At 70.9% G+C, this 13,876-nt stretch carries 17 protein-coding genes and 1 tRNA gene; 9 read left to right on the top strand and 9 right to left on the bottom strand.

Features of this window, described 5'->3' with window-relative positions; genetic code table 11:
* Positions 1 to 8: 8 nt before the first annotated feature.
* The 4 genes from ACIBH1_RS19045 to ACIBH1_RS19060 form a co-directional block, all read right to left on the bottom strand.
* Positions 9 to 2,468 (bottom strand): ABC transporter permease, encoded by a 2,460-nt coding sequence (locus tag ACIBH1_RS19045; RefSeq protein WP_397315104.1) that lies wholly within the window; start codon positions 2,466 to 2,468, stop codon positions 9 to 11.
* A 1-nt stretch (position 2,469) separates the two neighbouring features.
* Positions 2,470 to 3,207, bottom strand: a complete 738-nt coding sequence (locus tag ACIBH1_RS19050; protein WP_397315105.1) for an ABC transporter ATP-binding protein — start codon at positions 3,205 to 3,207, stop codon at positions 2,470 to 2,472.
* Positions 3,208 to 3,287: 80 nt separating this feature from the next.
* Positions 3,288 to 3,929: a response regulator gene (locus ACIBH1_RS19055; RefSeq protein WP_397315106.1), complete on the bottom strand. Its 642-nt coding sequence runs from the start codon at positions 3,927 to 3,929 to the stop codon at positions 3,288 to 3,290.
* Positions 3,926 to 5,101 carry a sensor histidine kinase gene (locus ACIBH1_RS19060; protein ID WP_397315107.1) on the bottom strand — a complete coding sequence of 392 codons (1,176 nt, stop codon included), beginning with the start codon at positions 5,099 to 5,101 and terminating at the stop codon, positions 3,926 to 3,928. Before ACIBH1_RS19060 ends, ACIBH1_RS19055 begins: the two co-directional genes overlap by 4 nt.
* Before the next feature lie 134 nt (positions 5,102 to 5,235).
* Between ACIBH1_RS19060 and ACIBH1_RS19065 the strand changes: the two genes are divergently transcribed.
* Complete coding sequence (locus tag ACIBH1_RS19065; protein WP_397315108.1) at positions 5,236 to 5,625, top strand: hypothetical protein; 390 nt, start codon at positions 5,236 to 5,238, stop codon at positions 5,623 to 5,625.
* A 9-nt stretch (positions 5,626 to 5,634) separates the two neighbouring features.
* On the opposite strand, the gene ACIBH1_RS19070 is transcribed toward ACIBH1_RS19065, so the two are convergent.
* Both ACIBH1_RS19070 and bcp read right to left on the bottom strand, forming a co-directional pair.
* Positions 5,635 to 5,715: transfer RNA gene (locus ACIBH1_RS19070), tRNA-Leu, on the bottom strand.
* Between the two features lie 32 nt (positions 5,716 to 5,747).
* Positions 5,748 to 6,221, bottom strand: coding sequence for a thioredoxin-dependent thiol peroxidase (bcp, locus tag ACIBH1_RS19075; RefSeq protein ID WP_397315109.1), 474 nt, complete (start codon positions 6,219 to 6,221; stop codon positions 5,748 to 5,750).
* Between the two features lie 58 nt (positions 6,222 to 6,279).
* Here bcp and ACIBH1_RS19080 point away from each other — a divergent pair, with 58 nt between their 5' ends.
* On the top strand, positions 6,280 to 6,612 hold the full coding sequence (locus ACIBH1_RS19080) for a DUF3618 domain-containing protein (protein WP_397315110.1): 333 nt from the start codon (positions 6,280 to 6,282) through the stop codon (positions 6,610 to 6,612).
* Between the two features lie 34 nt (positions 6,613 to 6,646).
* Here ACIBH1_RS19080 and ACIBH1_RS19085 read toward each other — a convergent pair whose 3' ends face one another.
* Positions 6,647 to 7,828 carry an amino acid deaminase/aldolase gene (locus ACIBH1_RS19085; RefSeq protein WP_397315111.1) on the bottom strand — a complete coding sequence of 394 codons (1,182 nt, stop codon included), beginning with the start codon at positions 7,826 to 7,828 and terminating at the stop codon, positions 6,647 to 6,649.
* Positions 7,829 to 7,952: 124 nt separating this feature from the next.
* Between ACIBH1_RS19085 and ACIBH1_RS19090 the strand changes: the two genes are divergently transcribed.
* From ACIBH1_RS19090 to ACIBH1_RS19110, 5 genes are all read left to right on the top strand, one after another.
* Positions 7,953 to 8,552 (top strand): DUF6286 domain-containing protein, encoded by a 600-nt coding sequence (locus ACIBH1_RS19090; protein WP_397315112.1) that lies wholly within the window; start codon positions 7,953 to 7,955, stop codon positions 8,550 to 8,552.
* Complete coding sequence (locus ACIBH1_RS19095; protein WP_397315113.1) at positions 8,552 to 9,040, top strand: hypothetical protein; 489 nt, start codon at positions 8,552 to 8,554, stop codon at positions 9,038 to 9,040. The genes ACIBH1_RS19090 and ACIBH1_RS19095 overlap by 1 nt, the downstream gene beginning before the upstream one ends.
* A 70-nt stretch (positions 9,041 to 9,110) precedes the next feature.
* Positions 9,111 to 9,506 (top strand): protein-tyrosine phosphatase family protein, encoded by a 396-nt coding sequence (locus tag ACIBH1_RS19100; RefSeq protein ID WP_397315114.1) that lies wholly within the window; start codon positions 9,111 to 9,113, stop codon positions 9,504 to 9,506.
* Positions 9,507 to 9,528: 22 nt separating this feature from the next.
* On the top strand, positions 9,529 to 10,164 hold the full coding sequence (locus ACIBH1_RS19105) for an adenylate kinase family protein (RefSeq protein ID WP_397315115.1): 636 nt from the start codon (positions 9,529 to 9,531) through the stop codon (positions 10,162 to 10,164).
* A 74-nt stretch (positions 10,165 to 10,238) separates the two neighbouring features.
* Positions 10,239 to 11,114, top strand: a complete 876-nt coding sequence (locus ACIBH1_RS19110) for an alpha/beta fold hydrolase (protein WP_397315116.1) — start codon at positions 10,239 to 10,241, stop codon at positions 11,112 to 11,114.
* Here the strand turns inward: ACIBH1_RS19110 and ACIBH1_RS19115 are convergent.
* Positions 11,089 to 11,613 carry a hypothetical protein gene (locus ACIBH1_RS19115; protein WP_397315117.1) on the bottom strand — a complete coding sequence of 175 codons (525 nt, stop codon included), beginning with the start codon at positions 11,611 to 11,613 and terminating at the stop codon, positions 11,089 to 11,091. The genes ACIBH1_RS19110 and ACIBH1_RS19115 overlap by 26 nt on opposite strands.
* Before the next feature lie 74 nt (positions 11,614 to 11,687).
* Positions 11,688 to 11,990, bottom strand: coding sequence for a 4a-hydroxytetrahydrobiopterin dehydratase (locus ACIBH1_RS19120; RefSeq protein WP_397315118.1), 303 nt, complete (start codon positions 11,988 to 11,990; stop codon positions 11,688 to 11,690).
* Positions 11,991 to 12,153: 163 nt separating this feature from the next.
* On the opposite strand from ACIBH1_RS19120, the gene ACIBH1_RS19125 reads away from it, so the two are divergent.
* Complete coding sequence (locus tag ACIBH1_RS19125) at positions 12,154 to 13,188, top strand: AraC family transcriptional regulator ligand-binding domain-containing protein (protein WP_397315119.1); 1,035 nt, start codon at positions 12,154 to 12,156, stop codon at positions 13,186 to 13,188.
* A 100-nt stretch (positions 13,189 to 13,288) separates the two neighbouring features.
* Positions 13,289 to 13,873 (top strand): dihydrofolate reductase family protein, encoded by a 585-nt coding sequence (locus ACIBH1_RS19130; RefSeq protein ID WP_397315120.1) that lies wholly within the window; start codon positions 13,289 to 13,291, stop codon positions 13,871 to 13,873.
* The last annotated feature ends 3 nt before the right edge of the window (positions 13,874 to 13,876 follow it).

Raw genomic sequence — 13,876 nt, forward strand, 5'->3', positions numbered from 1 at the left:
CCGCGGGCTCAGCCCGAGGCCAGCGCGCCCACCACCGAGGCGCGGGCCGCGCGCCGTGCGGGCAGCAGCGAGGCGATCACCCCGGCCACGCCCGCGACCACGATCAGCAGCCCGACCTGCGTGTACGGCAGGACGAACGAGACGTTGTCGAGCAACGACCGCACCGCGAGCCAGCCGAATGCCGTGCCGAGCCCGACGCCGATCAGCGCGCCCACGAGCCCGAGGACCAGGGACTCGACCGAGAGCATTCCGCGCAGCTGCGGCCTGGTGAGGCCGAGCGCCCGCAGCAGCGCCGATTCCCTGGTGCGCTCGTGGACCGAGAGCGACAGCGTGTTGGCGATGCCGACCAGCGAGATGAGCACGGCCAGGCCGAGCAGCGCGGTGATGATCATCAGGGCCATGTCGAGCGAGTCCTCGAACTCGCCGCGCATGTCGGTGGTGCTCTGCACGAGGACCGCCGGATGGGCTTCCAGCGCGTTGTCGAGAGCCTTGCGCGCCTGGTCGGGGTCGACCCCGGCCTTGACGTTCGCGGCGAGCATCGAGTCGCCGACCTTGCCGAAGTAGTCGTCGAAGGCGCCCGCCCCGACCACGATGCCGGGCAGCGGCGTGCCGTCGCCCATCACCGCGACCACCTCCAGCGCGACCTCGCCTGACCGCTTCGTGGTGATCTCGAGCTTGTCGCCGACCTTGAGCCCCTCGTCCTTGGCGAGGTAGGCGGCGATCGCCGCGGTGCCGGGGGCCAGCTCCTTCATCGAGCCGGACTCGACGGTGAATGGCAGAGGGCCCTCGAAGGCGCCCACCATGCGCTTGCCCGCCTCGGCGGAACGGATCTCGATGACGTCGGCCAGCTCGGGCGTCTCCCGCAGGGCCGCGGCCACGCTGCGCGGGATCCCGCCCTCGCCGGAGCGCGACTCCATCATGTAGTCGACGGGGAACTGCTGGTCCAGCTCGGCCCCGATGGACGCGCGGGACGACGCCGTGATCACCGAGATGAGCGTCATCAGCGTCACGCCGATGGTCAGCGCGATGGTCGTGGTCGCCGCGCGGCGCGGGTTGCGCGAGGAGTTGTCGACCGCCAGCCGGCCGGGCACGCCGAACAGGGTGCGCGGGATCCAGCCGACCAGCGCGGACAGCGGCCTGACCAGGATCGGGCCGAGCACCAGGATCGCCAGGAAGATCAGCGAGCTGCCGGTCATGGCGACCACGAGCGTGGGCACCTCGCCGACCTTCATCGTCAGCGCGTATCCGGCCAGGCCCAGCCCGGCCAGCAGGAGCAGCCCGCCCGAGAGCGTGCGCAGCAGGCCCGCCCTGAAGGTCTGCTCCTCCACCTGGCTGCGCAGCGCCGCGATCGGCGCCACCCGGGTGGCCGTGCGCGCCGGCAGCAACGCGGCGCCGACCGTGACGACCAGGCCGAGGACCAGGCAGATCACGATGGTGGCCGGCTGCAGCGACGCCGCCGCACCGGTGGGCAGGGGCGCGTCGAAGGCGTCGAGCACGGCCAGAGCGCCGCCGCCGAGGCCGTACCCGACGGCCAGTCCCATCAGCGAGGACAGCAGGCCGACCACGACCGACTCCAGCAGGATCGAGCCGAAGACCTGGCCGCGCGTCGCGCCGACGCAGCGCAGCAGCGCCAGCTCGCGGGTGCGCTGGGCGATGAGGATGTTGAAGGTGTTGTAGATGACCAGGGCGGCCACCATCATCGCGACCAGGCCGAACAGCAGCAGGGCCATGCCGATCTGCTCGGTGCCCATGCCCGCGCTCTTGGCCAGCTTGTCGGCCAGCTCGGCGCTGGTCTGCACCGTGTAGCCCTGGCTCTCGATGCGCTGCTTGAGCACCGCCGCGTCGGCGCCCTTGACGTCGATCTCGTGGAAGCCCTTCACGCCCGTCAGCTTCTGGACGGTCTCCAGGGTGTAGCCGACGCCGCCGAAGGCGGTGACCGCCTGGTCGATGCCGGGATCGAAGATCCCGACCACGGTGAAGTCGTGCTTGGCCTGCTTGGCGTCCAGGACGGTGATGGTGTCGCCGACCTTGAAGCCCTGGGCCCGCGCGGTGTTCTCGTCGACGATGGCCTGGTCGCCGGTCGCGGGCAGCGCGCCGGAGACCAGGGTGGTGCGGTTCAGATCACCAGTGGAGACCGACAGGGCCTGGGCGGGATAGTCGCCGACGGCCCTGCCGTCCTTGCCGAGCAGCAGAGCCTCACCGCCGGCCAGGCCCTGCGCGTCGGCGACGCCGTCGGTCTCCTTGACCCGCTGCAGGTCGGCGGCGGTGAGCCGCTTGTCCGGCCCGGCGATCACGGCGACGGTGATCTTCTCGGCGGAAGCGGTCACCCCCTGCTTGAACCCGGCCTCCAGGGTGTCGGTCAGCACGAACGTGCCCGCGATGAAGCCGACGCCCAGCGCGATGGCCAGAGCGGTGAGCATGAGGCGCAGCTTGTGCGCCCGCAACCCGGCCATGGTCGTCTTCAGCACCTCACGCCTCCAGCTTCATCAGCGTGTCGAGCACGCTCTGCGGCGTCGGCCGGAAGATCTCGGTGACCAGCGAGCCGTCGCGCAGGAACACCACGCGGTCGGCGTAGGAGGCGGCCAGCGGGTCGTGGGTGACCATGACGATGGTCTGGCTCAGCTCGCGCACGCTGGTGCGCAGGAACGACAGCACCTCGGCGCCGCTACGCGAGTCCAGGTTGCCGGTCGGCTCGTCGGCGAAGATCACCTGCGGCTTGCTGATGAGCGCGCGGGCCACGGCCACGCGCTGCTGCTGGCCACCCGAGAGCTCCGACGGGCGGTGGCTGAGGCGGTCCTTCAGCCCCACCGTCTCCACGACCCTGTCGAACAGCAGCTGGTCGGGCTGGCGCCCGGAGATGTCGAGCGGGAGGCGGATGTTCTGCTCGGCGTTCAGCGTCGGCAGCAGGTTGAACGCCTGGAAGATGAAGCCGATGCGGTCGCGGCGCAGCAGGGTGAGCTGCTTGTCGCTCAGCCCTGTCAGCTCCACGTCACCGATGTGGACCGTACCGGCGGTGACCGTGTCGAGCCCGGCCAGGCAGTGCATCAGCGTGGACTTGCCGGAACCCGACGGGCCCATGATGGCGGTGAAGGCGCCCGTGTCGAAGGCCACGTTCACCTCGCGCAGGGCGTGCACCTCGGCATCGCCCCTGCCGTACACCTTGGACAGCCCCTTCGCGGTCACTGCTGTCGTGCTCACGTTCGTCATGTGACCCAAGGTAGAAGCGCATTTTGCCGTAACCATGGGACCGCAGGAGGGACTTGGCGTGCGCCTGGCGATTACCCGGATCAGCCTTTCGGCCGAGGCGTGACCAGGCCGTGCTCGTAGGCGTACACCACGACCTGGGCGCGGTCGCGCAGGCCGAGCTTGGCCAGGATGCGGCCCAGGTGCGTCTTGACCGTCGCCTCCGCCACGTGCAGGATCGCCGCGATCTCCTGGTTCGACTGGCCGCGCGCCACCTCCAGCAGCACCTCGTGCTCGCGGGCCGTCAGCTCCTCGGTGACCTTCACGGGCTCGGGAGAGTGCGCGGCGAACTCGGTCAGCATGCGCCGCAGCGTGCTCGGCGCGACCACCGCGTCACCGGCGTGCACGGTGCGGATCGCGCTGACCAGGTCGTCCGGCGGCACGTCCTTGAGCAGGAAACCGGAGGCCCCGGCGCGGACCGCCGCGTAGGCGTACTCATCGAGGTCGAAGGTGGTCAGGATGAGCACCTTCGGGCCGGTGATCCTGGCCGTCGCGGCCACCCCGTCCATGCGGGGCATGCGCACGTCCATCAGCACCACGTCGACCTCGACGCTCCGCAGCAGGTCGAGCGCCTCCTGACCGTCTCCGGCCTCGGCCACCACCTCGATGTCGGGCTGGGCGGCCAGCACCATGGAGAAACCCATGCGCAGCAACGCCTGGTCGTCGACCAGCATCACCCTGATCATGCCGCCTCCGTCATCGGGAGGCGGGCGCACACCTCGAAGCCTCCGCCCGGCCGCGGCCTGGCCGTGACCGCCCCGCCGTACATGGAGGCCCGCTCCCGCATGCCGACCAGGCCGTGGCCGCCGCCCCCGGCGGGCGCCCCCGCCCCGCGGCCGTCGTCGGTGACCTTCACGATCACCTCCGGTCCCCGGTAGTCGAGCTCGACCAGCGCCCTGACTCCCGGACCGCCGTGCTTGAGCGCGTTGGTGAGCGCCTCCTGGACGATGCGGTAGATCGTCAACTGCTCGCCCTCCGGCAGGCCGCGCGGCGTGCCCGCGACCCGCAGCTCCACCGGCAGCCCGGCACCCTTGACCAGGTCGGTGAGCTGGGCCAGGCCCGGCTGCGGCAGGTAGTCGGTGGCCGTCTCGTCCTGGCGCAGCACGCCCACCAGCCGGCGCATCTCCGCCAGCGCGTCGCGCCCGGTCTTCGAGATGGTCTGTACGGCACGGCGGGCCAGCTCGGGGTCGCGGTCGAGCGCGTAGGCGGCGCCGTCGGCCTGGACCACGATCACGCTGACGTTGTGCGCCACGACGTCGTGCAGCTCGCGGGCGATGCGGGTGCGCTCGGCCGTCGCGGCTATCTTGGCCTGCTGGTCGCGCTCCCGTTCGGCCCGCTCGGCCCGCTCCTCCAGGCCCTCCACGTAGCGGCGGCGGGTGCTGGAGTACAGCCCGGCCAGCCACACCGTGACCACGAGGATCGAGAAGCTGAAGAACTGGCTGAAGGTGACCCGGTCCCACTGCGACAACCCCAGGAACACCCCGAGCTCCGCCACCAGCATCGCCGCCAGAGCCCAGCGGAAGGTGTCGCGCAGGGCCATGGAGTAGAGCGCCACGATGACCGCGAAGTTCGCGGGCAGGATCGGGACCTGGGCCAGCCACTGGGCGAAGCAGAGCAGCGAGACGATCGTGAACACGAGCCGGTAGCGGTCGCGCCGCCAGACCAGCGGGGTGATGAGCGCCGCCGTGAGGGCCAGGTAGCCGATCGCGCCGACGTAGGTGCCCGGCTGCGGGGCGAAGCCCTGCATCGCCGTGTACGACTCCAGATACATCAGGCATATGAAGAGCAGCGGCGACAGCTTGATGGCATCGATCACCCTGCTGTGCCGCTTCGACCACGCGCGTACCCTGCCGAACACCTCTTCACGATATGGAGCCGCGAGGGTGGTCGGGTCCGCCTTCAGGCGGAGAATGCGGTACGACTGCGGTCTTACGCGAGTTTTACCCCTCGTCCGGCATGCTCCTCTCAAGGGGAGTGAGTAAGGGGAAGATCGTGACGGCAGATCATGATCGCAATGTTGGGCCGCGCGGCGAAGAGGAAGCGCCGCGCGGCCCGGCTCCTTCCACGGAGCGGCTGACCTACGGCGAGTTACCGCCGGAGGCGCCCTTGGACCACGTCGACGACCAGCCTGAACCCGCCGCGCCTCGCAGCGTCTTACGGCGGCGCGACTTCCAGCTGATCGGCGCGGGCGTGGCCGGGCTGGTGCTGGGGGTGCTGCTCGGCGGCTCGCTCGTCGCGGCACTCGACGACCGCGGCGACCGTGAGCATCCGAGTGTGCGGTGGCACGGGCCGGTGGAGTGTTACGCGAACGGCGTGCCGTGCAGCGGGCCGATCAATCCGTTCAAGGACGGCGGCCGACTGGAATCGCTGCCGGTCGAGTGACCCCAGGAGTGCGGGCGGGGGGACTTGAACCCCCACGGTTTTCACCACCAGAACCTAAATCTGGCGCGTCTGCCATTCCGCCACGCCCGCTACACCGCTACGGGTGTTGCTAGCTTAGCGCCCTATCCGAGGCCGATTTTCTTCTTCAGCGACGCCACGTGCCCCGTCGCCTTCACGTTGTAGAGGGCCAGCTCCACCTTGCCGTCGCCGTCGAGCACGAAGGTCGAGCGGAGCACCCCCTCGATCTCCTTGCCGTACAGCTTCTTCAGCCCGAACGCCCCGTAGGCCTTGTGCACCTCCAGCGAGGTGTCCGACAGCAGCGGGAAGGTCAGCGCGTCGCGCTCGACGAACTTGGCGAGCTTGGCGGGAGCGTCCTTCGACACGCCGAGCACGACGAAGCCCTCAGAGGTGAGCTGGGCCAGGTTGTCGCGGAAGTCGCAGGCCTGCTTGGTGCAGCCGGGCGTCATCGCCGCGGGGTAGAAGTAGAGGATGACCCGCTTGCCCCGGTAGTCGGCGAGGCTGACGCTGCTGCCGTCGGCGGCCGTCAGCGTGAATTCGGGCGCGGCGTCACCCGGTTCGAGTCTGGTGTCGGTCATGTGGTTAACCTACCCGTGACGAGCTGACAGACTGATCACCCTGGGCGAGAGGAGAGTCATGGCCGAGACGACCGACCCCGATGAGCTGGAGGCGCGGATCGCCAAGACCCGGGCCGAGCTGGCGCACACCGTCGACGCCATCGCCGATCGGGTGAGCCCCAAGCGGGTCGCCGAGCGGAGCGTGGAGAGCGTCAAGGAGCGTGCCAACGCGTTCGTGGCCTCGGTGGGCGACGCGCTGGGGGTGCGTCAGAAGCCGGTCCAGCTGGGCCAGGATCCCGACGGGTTGTGGGACGAAGAACAGCCGAACCTGGCGCCGGTGCTGATCGGGGTGGGCGCGGTGCTGGTGGTGGGTGCGGCGATCGTGCTGCTGCGCCGCCGCAGGAAGCGCTAGCTCACAGCAAGGGCCGGCTCAGGGGAGCGCCGGCTCACAGGAAGGTCTGGCCCTCGCCGCGGTAGGTGGGGGCGCGCTCCACGATCTCCTCGCCGTCGACGAGGTGCAGCGTGTCGAAGCGCTCGCACAGCTCGCCCGACTTGGCATGGCGGAACCACACCCGGTCGCCGACGGCCAGGTCCTGGGCGGGCTGGCCGATGAGCGGGGTCTGCACCTCCCCGGCGCCCTCGTCGGGGGAGAAGCGCAGCCCGGCGGGCAGGTACGGCTGGGGCAGGCGGCTGGCGCCGGGGGAGCCGGAGGCGATGTAGCCGCCGCCGAGCACCGTGACGCATTCGGGGCCTGGGCGACGCACCACGGGCAGCGCGAAGAGCGCGGCGGGGCGGCCGGTGAAGCTGCGGTAGTGGTCGAACAGGCGCGGGTGGAACAGCCCCGAGCCGGCCGCGACCTCGGTGACGGCCTTCTCGCGGACGGTCTTCTCGACCGAGCCGGTGCCGCCGCCGTTGACGAACTCCAGGTCGGCGAAGTGGCGCACCGCGTTCACGATGCGGCCTCTGCGCATGACGAGCTCGCGCTGCGATCGCGCCTGCATCACCCGGACGACCCGGGTGAAGGCGGCGTTGCCCTGCGGGTTGTCGCCGACGCCCGCGATCTGGGCCTCGTAGGCGAGCAGGCCGACCAGGCGCAGGCCCGGCCGCTTGGCGATGTCGGCGGCCAGGTCGGCGGCCTCGTCGGGGGTGCGGACGGGGGAGCGCAGCGCGCCGGCGCGGAACCGGCCGCCGAAGGCGAGGAAGCCCGCGTCGATGTCGAGGCAGATGCGGATCTCGTGCTTGAGGCCGAGCTCGGTGAGGAAGTCGAGGTGCTCGGCGCTGTCGATGGTGATCGCGATCTCGCGTGCCGCGCGGGGGTCCTCGGTGAGCCGCTGGAGCGCCGTCCTGTCGACGGTCGGGTAGGCCACGAGCACGTCGGTGAAGCCCTGCTCGACCAGCCACAACGCCTCGGGCAGGGTGAAGGCCATGATGCCCTGGAAGCCCTCGGTGGCCAGCACTCGTTCGAGGATGGAGCGGGAGCGGATGGACTTGCTCGCCACCCTGATCGGCTTGCCCGCCGCGCGCCGTACGAGGTCGGCCGCGTTGGCCCGCAGGGCCGCGAGGTCGACGATCGCGAACGGCGGCTCTAGCGCGGCGGTGGCACGGTCGTAGCGCTGGCGGTCATCCATACGAGCAGCGTAACGACATATGGGGCAAATGAATATGAGTTGGATTCATGTCTGGTAATGATCCGGGAAACCGGCGGCGGGTGCGGGCGCGCGGGCACAGGCGCCGGGTGTAGCTCTGATCGGTGTGACCTCCACACTCCAGGACAGACTCCTCGGCACGGGCACGGCGGGTGAAGCTCCGCGCCGCAGGTCCACCCGGGCACTTCGGCCCGCGCGCACCCCCGCCGGAGTGGCGCTCGCCACCCTCCTGACCGTCTCGCTGAGCCTGCTCGCCGTCGAACTCGTCTGCGCGCTCATGGGATCCCCGCTCGGGCTGCTGCCGCTGGACGAGCTCATCGAACTGGGCGGCAGGCACGTGTGGGCCGAACTGCCCGTCGCCGGGCTCGTGCTCGCCGCGACCGGGATGGGGATGCTGCTGCTGGCCGCGCTGCCCGGCCGTACCCGGCTCGCGCCGCTGGAGACCGCCGATCCGCTGATCGTCATCGGCATCACGCGCTCCGGGCTGCGCCGCAGCCTGCGCGACGTCGCGCAGCAGGTCGAAGGGGTCACCAAAGCGCGTGTGCAGCTGCGGCGGCGCACGATCGAGGTCACCGTGATCACCCGGGAGGACTGCCCGGGGTCCCTGCTGCGCCAGGTCGGCACGGCGGTGGGCGACAGGCTGGCGGCGCTGGGCGCGCTGTGCGGCGGCGAGGTCGTCGTACGGCTGCGCAGGAGGGGGATCTGATGCGGCAGTACGCGGGCAACCGGATCGGGCTGACGGTCGTCGGCTTCGTCCTGCTGCTGTTCGGCGGCTTCGTCTGGCTGCGCGGCACCCACCTGGCGCCCAAGACCAAGGTGGTTCCGCCACGACTGGCCGACAGCGTGGCCGACCGGTCCTGGATGTTGTGGCTCTTCGCGCTGCTGCTGGTGTTCCTGACCCTCGTGTGCCTGCGCTGGCTGCTGCTGTCGCTCGGGTGGGGCCGGGTCGGGCAGCGGACCGAGACCGGGGCGGCGATGCTCACGGTGGGGCTGAAGGACCTCGAGGGCGTGAGCGCCACCTCCGTGCGGGTGGTGGGGGACGCGGACCGGCTGCGGATCGGGATCACCTGCCGGGCCTCGGCGGACCTGGGGGCCGTCGTGGGCAAGCTCGACCGCGAGCTCGTGGGCAAGATCCGGCGCGAGGTGTGCGACAACGAGCTGGGCACGCTGGTACGGGTGCACGTGCGCAAATAGGGCGACTCGGCCCTTAAGCGGGTGGCGAACGCGGTGGCTCGGCGAAAACGGCGGGCATAGCCTGCAGATCATGAAGGTCGTCGAACTGCCCGATGGGGCGCGGGTGCGCGGGCGCGGCCTGCGCCGATCCGGCGGCGCCGTGGAGCCCGTCGACTACGGCCTCTACCTGGCCCCCTTCGAGCCCGCCTGGGAACACTCCTACCTGCGCTGGCCCGACTTCTGGGTGCCCAGCGACCCTGACAGGGCCGTGGCGCTCATCCGCGACCTGCACACCCGTGCGCTCGCCGGCCAGCAGGTCGAGGTGGCCTGCGGGGGTGGGATCGGCCGCACCGGCACGGTGATCGCGTGCCTGGCGGTCCTGTCCGGGGTTCCGCTGGCCGACGCGGTCACCTGGACACGCGCCCACTACCACCGGCGGGCCGTCGAGATGCCGTGGCAGCGGCGTTGGATCGCGCGGGTCGCCTGAGCTCTGATATCTCTTCTTGTTCATGCGCAAGTACCTCATCATCGGCGTCCAGGGCAGCGGCAAGGGCACTCAGGCCGGGTTGCTGGCCAAGGCGTATGACCTGGTCCACATCAACGTGGGCGACATCTTCCGCTGGCACGTGCAGCAGCACACCAAGCTCGGCGCCCTGGTCCGCCGGACGATGGCCGCCGGAGAGCTGATCGGCGACGAGCACGTGGAGAAGATCGTGCGCGACCGGCTGGAGCAGCACGACTGGAACTACGGCTTCATCATCGACGGCTTCCCCCGCAACCGGCGCCAGACCGAGTTCTTCCTGGAGTCCTACGACATCGACGGCGTCATCCACCTCGACCTGCCCGACGAGGAGGTGCGGCGCCGGGTGCTGGCCCGCCGGCTGTGCCCCAACTGCGGCATGGACTACAACCTCATCTACGACCGCCCGGCCGAGGAGGGGGTGTGCGAGGTGTGCGGCCACGACCTCGTCCAGCGGGCGGACGACACGGAGGAGGCGTTGGCGGAGCGGCTGCGCATCTATGACGAGAAGACCAATCCCATCCTCGACCTGCTGCGGCGCAAGGAGTACGTCTTCACCGTCGACGCGGCCCAGTCGGTCGACGAGGTGCAGACCTCCATCAGGGAGAAGCTCGGGCTCTCCTGAAATTCTAATGCTTGCAGGTGTTCTGATGCGTTAGTAATGTGACTAACGCATCAGAGCATCTGGAGGCATTAGTCATGGTTGCCGTACCCCGCATCGCACACCGCCACGTCGAGGTCGACGGCGTGCGCGTCTTCTACCGCGAATCCGTCCCCGACCGCGCCGACGCCCCCGTCCTGCTGCTCCTGCACGGCTTCCCCTCCGCCTCTCACCAGTTCCGCCGCCTCATGGACACCCTCGGCACGCGATACCGCCTGATCGCCCCCGACTATCCCGGCTTCGGCCACACCGTCGCCCCGGAGGGCTTCACCTACTCCTTCGACCGGCTGGCCGACATCATCGAGGGCTTCGTGCTGCGGCTCGGCGTCGAGCGCTTCGTCATGTACGTCTTCGACTTCGGCGCGCCCGTCGGCTTCCGCCTGGCCGTACGCCGGCCGTCGTGGATCGCCGGGCTCATCGTGCAGAACGGCAACGCCTACACCGAGGGCCTGTCGGAGGCCGCCCGGTCCTTCATCGCCCTGCGCCCCGACGTGCCGGGCGACGCCGACGTGGTGCGCTCGCTGCTCACCCTGGACGGCACGCGCGGCCAGTACCTCACCGGCGTGAGCGACCCCGCCCTCGTCGCCCCCGACGGCTGGACCCTCGACCAGCACTTCCTCGACCTGCCGGGACGCCAGGAAGCCCAGCTCGCCCTCGCCTTCGACTACCACTCGAACGTCGAGAGGTACCCCGTCTGGCAGGAATGGCTGCGCGCCCACACCCCGCCCACGCTCATCGTGTGGGGCCGCCACGACCCGTTCTTCCCCGAGCCCGGCGCCCACGCCTACCTGCGCGACCTGCCGTCGGCCGAGCTCCACCTGCTCGACACCGGGCACTTCGCCCTGGAGGACAGGCTCCCCGAGATCGCCCCGCTCATCGCGAAGTTCGTCACCGCCACCCAGCAGCCTTCATGACCCGTACGGCCAGCTCCGGCGGGGTGTCGCAGCCGGCGTCGACGATCACATCCTCCACGCCCGCCTCCTCCAGGATCTTGTGGAGCTCGCCGGAGCGCGCGAGATGCCACGACAGTGACTCGGCCTCCAGGACGTGCCGGCGCGTGAGCCTGTCGCGCACGTCGGTCAGGCGCGGGCGCAGCCGGCAGACCGTCAGCTCGACCCCCACCGCTTCGGCCAGCCTGGCGCGCTCCCCGGCGTTCTCGATCACCCCCGCCAGCACGAGCGTGGTGAACCCGGCCTCCACATAGGTGGCGGCCAGGCTCCGCAGGTTGCGCAACGTCAGGCGGAAGTGGAACGGGTCGTCCGGGGGCGCGGGCCAGGCCTGCCGGATGGCGTCGAGGTCGACGACGGCGTTGGGCACTCCCTGCTCGCTCAACACCTCACCCACCGCCCCCGCCGTGGTCGTCTTGCCCGCGCCGACGGTGCCGATGATCAGAAGTGCTCGCGCGTCGCTCATCGGACCATGACATCAAAGGCCTGCGGGCGGACGCCATCGACTTACGGCATGACGCCTCGCGGAGCCCGCGCCGGTCAGCCCCGGTCGCGGGCGCCGCCGGAGAGGATCTGGTCGATGCGCGCGGCGAGTTCGACGTCGCGCGGGCTCACCCCGCCCGCCTCGTGGGTCGTCAGGCTGAAGCGCACGCCGTCAGCGGTGCGCTGGATGTCGGGGTGATGTCCCAGCGTCTCGGCCTCGTTGGTCACGGCCTCGCTCAGCCACCCGAAGTTGTCGTCGGTGATGGGCACGTCCTTGATCAGGGCGTCGCCGTCCCTGCGCCAGCTCTGCAGGGCCGCCAGCGCGGTCTCGATGTCCGCGTCGGTCAAGCGCTCGGTCATGGTGCCTCCGGTTCGGTCGTCTTGGGTGCGGTCGCCGGACGGGCTACCACCGTGGGAGGGCTTCACACCAGAGCGTCCGAGCAGGGCGATGGCAGGTCTGCCGCAGGGGGCCGTGACGGCGGGCTGACGGCCGGATGACGCCGGTCCGCGACATCGTCGTCACGTGCAGCCCCACCCGGAAACTCCCGCGTACGGCACGGTCCCGCCGTACCTCCTGCGTCTGACGGTCGACGCGGCCAGGGCCGCCGGCGTGCGCGAGGAGAGCCTGGCACGGGTGCCCGGCCTCGGCTCGATCGCCGAGGACGGCATCCGCCTGCCGTCGGTCATGGCATTGCGCCTGTGGGAGGTGGCCGGTGCGGCCATCGAGAGCTGGGGCGGCGGCGCCCGGGTCGCGCAGTCGTGGACGCCGGGGCGCCTCAACGTCTGGGACTACCTTTTCCGCAGCGCCCCCACCCTGGCGGAGGGCCTGCGCGTCGCCTCACGGCTGCTGCCGGCCGTACGGGACCCGCTGGAGGGCGCGCAGGTCACGCAGGACGGCTCGGAGCTGGTCACGGTCACCTACCGCACGCCGTACGGTGACATGCCGGGGGCGTCGCACGTCAGCGAGCTGGCGCTCGGGCTCATCCTGCAGGAGGCGCGGGCCGCCACCGGCAGGCCGATCGTCCCGTCACGGGTGCTGTTGCCGCACGAGGCGCCGCGCGACCACCGGCACCTGGTGGAGATCTTCGGTACCCGGGAGATCGGGTTCGGCGCCGGGCGCACGGCGATCGTGTTCGGCGCGGCCGACGCGTCGGCGCCGCTGCCCGGCGCCGATCCGACGCTGTCGGCGATCGTCCAGGGCTACGCCGAGACGGCGATCGCGAGCGCGCGCCCGGTCCTGGGCTGGCTCGACAAGGTGCACGGCGAGGTGGCGGCGGCCTTCCGCGACGGAGCCCCCACGCTCGCCGGAGTGGCGCACCGCCTGGCCATGAGCCCGCGGACCCTGCAGCGGCGGCTGGGCGAGGAGGGCACGACCTGGCGGGAGGAACTGGAGCGGGTACGGCACGCGGAATCGGCCCGGCTGCTGCGCGAGACGTCGCTGGGGATCGAGTCCATCGCCGCCCGGGTCGGCTACCAGGACGTCCGGGCGCTGCGGCGAGCCTTCCAGCGCATCCACGGGCACCCGCCGAGCCTGTACCGCAGGCGCCACGCCGCCTGAGACGTGGCGCGTCCTGGTCCCCTCGGTGACGCGTTCCGGTCTCTCGGAGGCCCGCGCGTGATCCCTAGCGTGGTGGCAGTACACGAGAGGAGAACACGACATGCGACTGACAGTGACCACCTTCACCACCCTGGACGGCATCGCCCAGAGCCCGGGTGCGCCGGACGAGGACCCCAGCGGGGGCTTCACCCACGGCGGCTGGGTGGCGCCCTACGCCGACGAGGAGTTCGGCAAGACCGTGGGTGACTGGTTCACCGACGCGGGGGCGTTCCTGTTCGGACGGGTGACCTACGAGGCCATGGCCGCCTACTGGTCGCAGGCGGCCGACGAGTCCGACGTGGTGACGCGGGCGTTCAACACGCTGCCCAAGTACGTGGCCTCGCGCGGCAGGCCGGTGCTCGACTGGGCCGGTTCGCGCCTGATCGAAGGGGACGTGGCGCGGGCGGTCGCCGGACTCAAGGCCGAGCCCGGCGGGGAGCTCCAGGTGCACGGGAGCCTCGGGCTGGTCCAGACGCTGGTCAAGTCCGGCCTGGTCGACGAGTTCCGGTTGCTGGTTGCCCCCGTGGTGATCGGCAGCGGCAAGCGGTTGTTCGACGACGTCGTGCCCACCCGCCTGGAGCTGGTCGACAGCCGCTCGACCGGAGCAGGAGTGATGATCCAGGTCTACCTGCCGGAGCGCGCGTAGGAC

The sequence above is a fragment of the Nonomuraea sp. NPDC050663 genome (assembly GCF_044456985.1).
Classification (GTDB): Bacteria; Actinomycetota; Actinomycetes; order Streptosporangiales; family Streptosporangiaceae; genus Nonomuraea.

Excerpts from the sequence above, each read along its gene's own strand:
- ACIBH1_RS19100 (WP_397315114.1), top strand. The coding sequence starts at position 9,111 with ATGAAGGTCGTCGAACTGCCCGATGGGGCGCGGGTGCGCGGGCGCGGC.
- ACIBH1_RS19105 (WP_397315115.1), top strand. The coding sequence starts at position 9,529 with ATGCGCAAGTACCTCATCATCGGCGTCCAGGGCAGCGGCAAGGGCACT.
- ACIBH1_RS19085 (WP_397315111.1), bottom strand. The coding sequence starts at position 7,828 with ATGGATGACCGCCAGCGCTACGACCGTGCCACCGCCGCGCTAGAGCCG.
- ACIBH1_RS19115 (WP_397315117.1), bottom strand. The coding sequence starts at position 11,613 with ATGAGCGACGCGCGAGCACTTCTGATCATCGGCACCGTCGGCGCGGGC.
- ACIBH1_RS19095 (WP_397315113.1), top strand. The coding sequence starts at position 8,552 with ATGCGGCAGTACGCGGGCAACCGGATCGGGCTGACGGTCGTCGGCTTC.
- ACIBH1_RS19080 (WP_397315110.1), top strand. The coding sequence starts at position 6,280 with ATGGCCGAGACGACCGACCCCGATGAGCTGGAGGCGCGGATCGCCAAG.
- ACIBH1_RS19130 (WP_397315120.1), top strand. The coding sequence starts at position 13,289 with ATGCGACTGACAGTGACCACCTTCACCACCCTGGACGGCATCGCCCAG.
- ACIBH1_RS19110 (WP_397315116.1), top strand. The coding sequence starts at position 10,239 with ATGGTTGCCGTACCCCGCATCGCACACCGCCACGTCGAGGTCGACGGC.
- bcp (WP_397315109.1), bottom strand. The coding sequence starts at position 6,221 with ATGACCGACACCAGACTCGAACCGGGTGACGCCGCGCCCGAATTCACG.
- ACIBH1_RS19120 (WP_397315118.1), bottom strand. The coding sequence starts at position 11,990 with ATGACCGAGCGCTTGACCGACGCGGACATCGAGACCGCGCTGGCGGCC.
- ACIBH1_RS19055 (WP_397315106.1), bottom strand. The coding sequence starts at position 3,929 with ATGATCAGGGTGATGCTGGTCGACGACCAGGCGTTGCTGCGCATGGGT.
- ACIBH1_RS19050 (WP_397315105.1), bottom strand. The coding sequence starts at position 3,207 with ATGACGAACGTGAGCACGACAGCAGTGACCGCGAAGGGGCTGTCCAAG.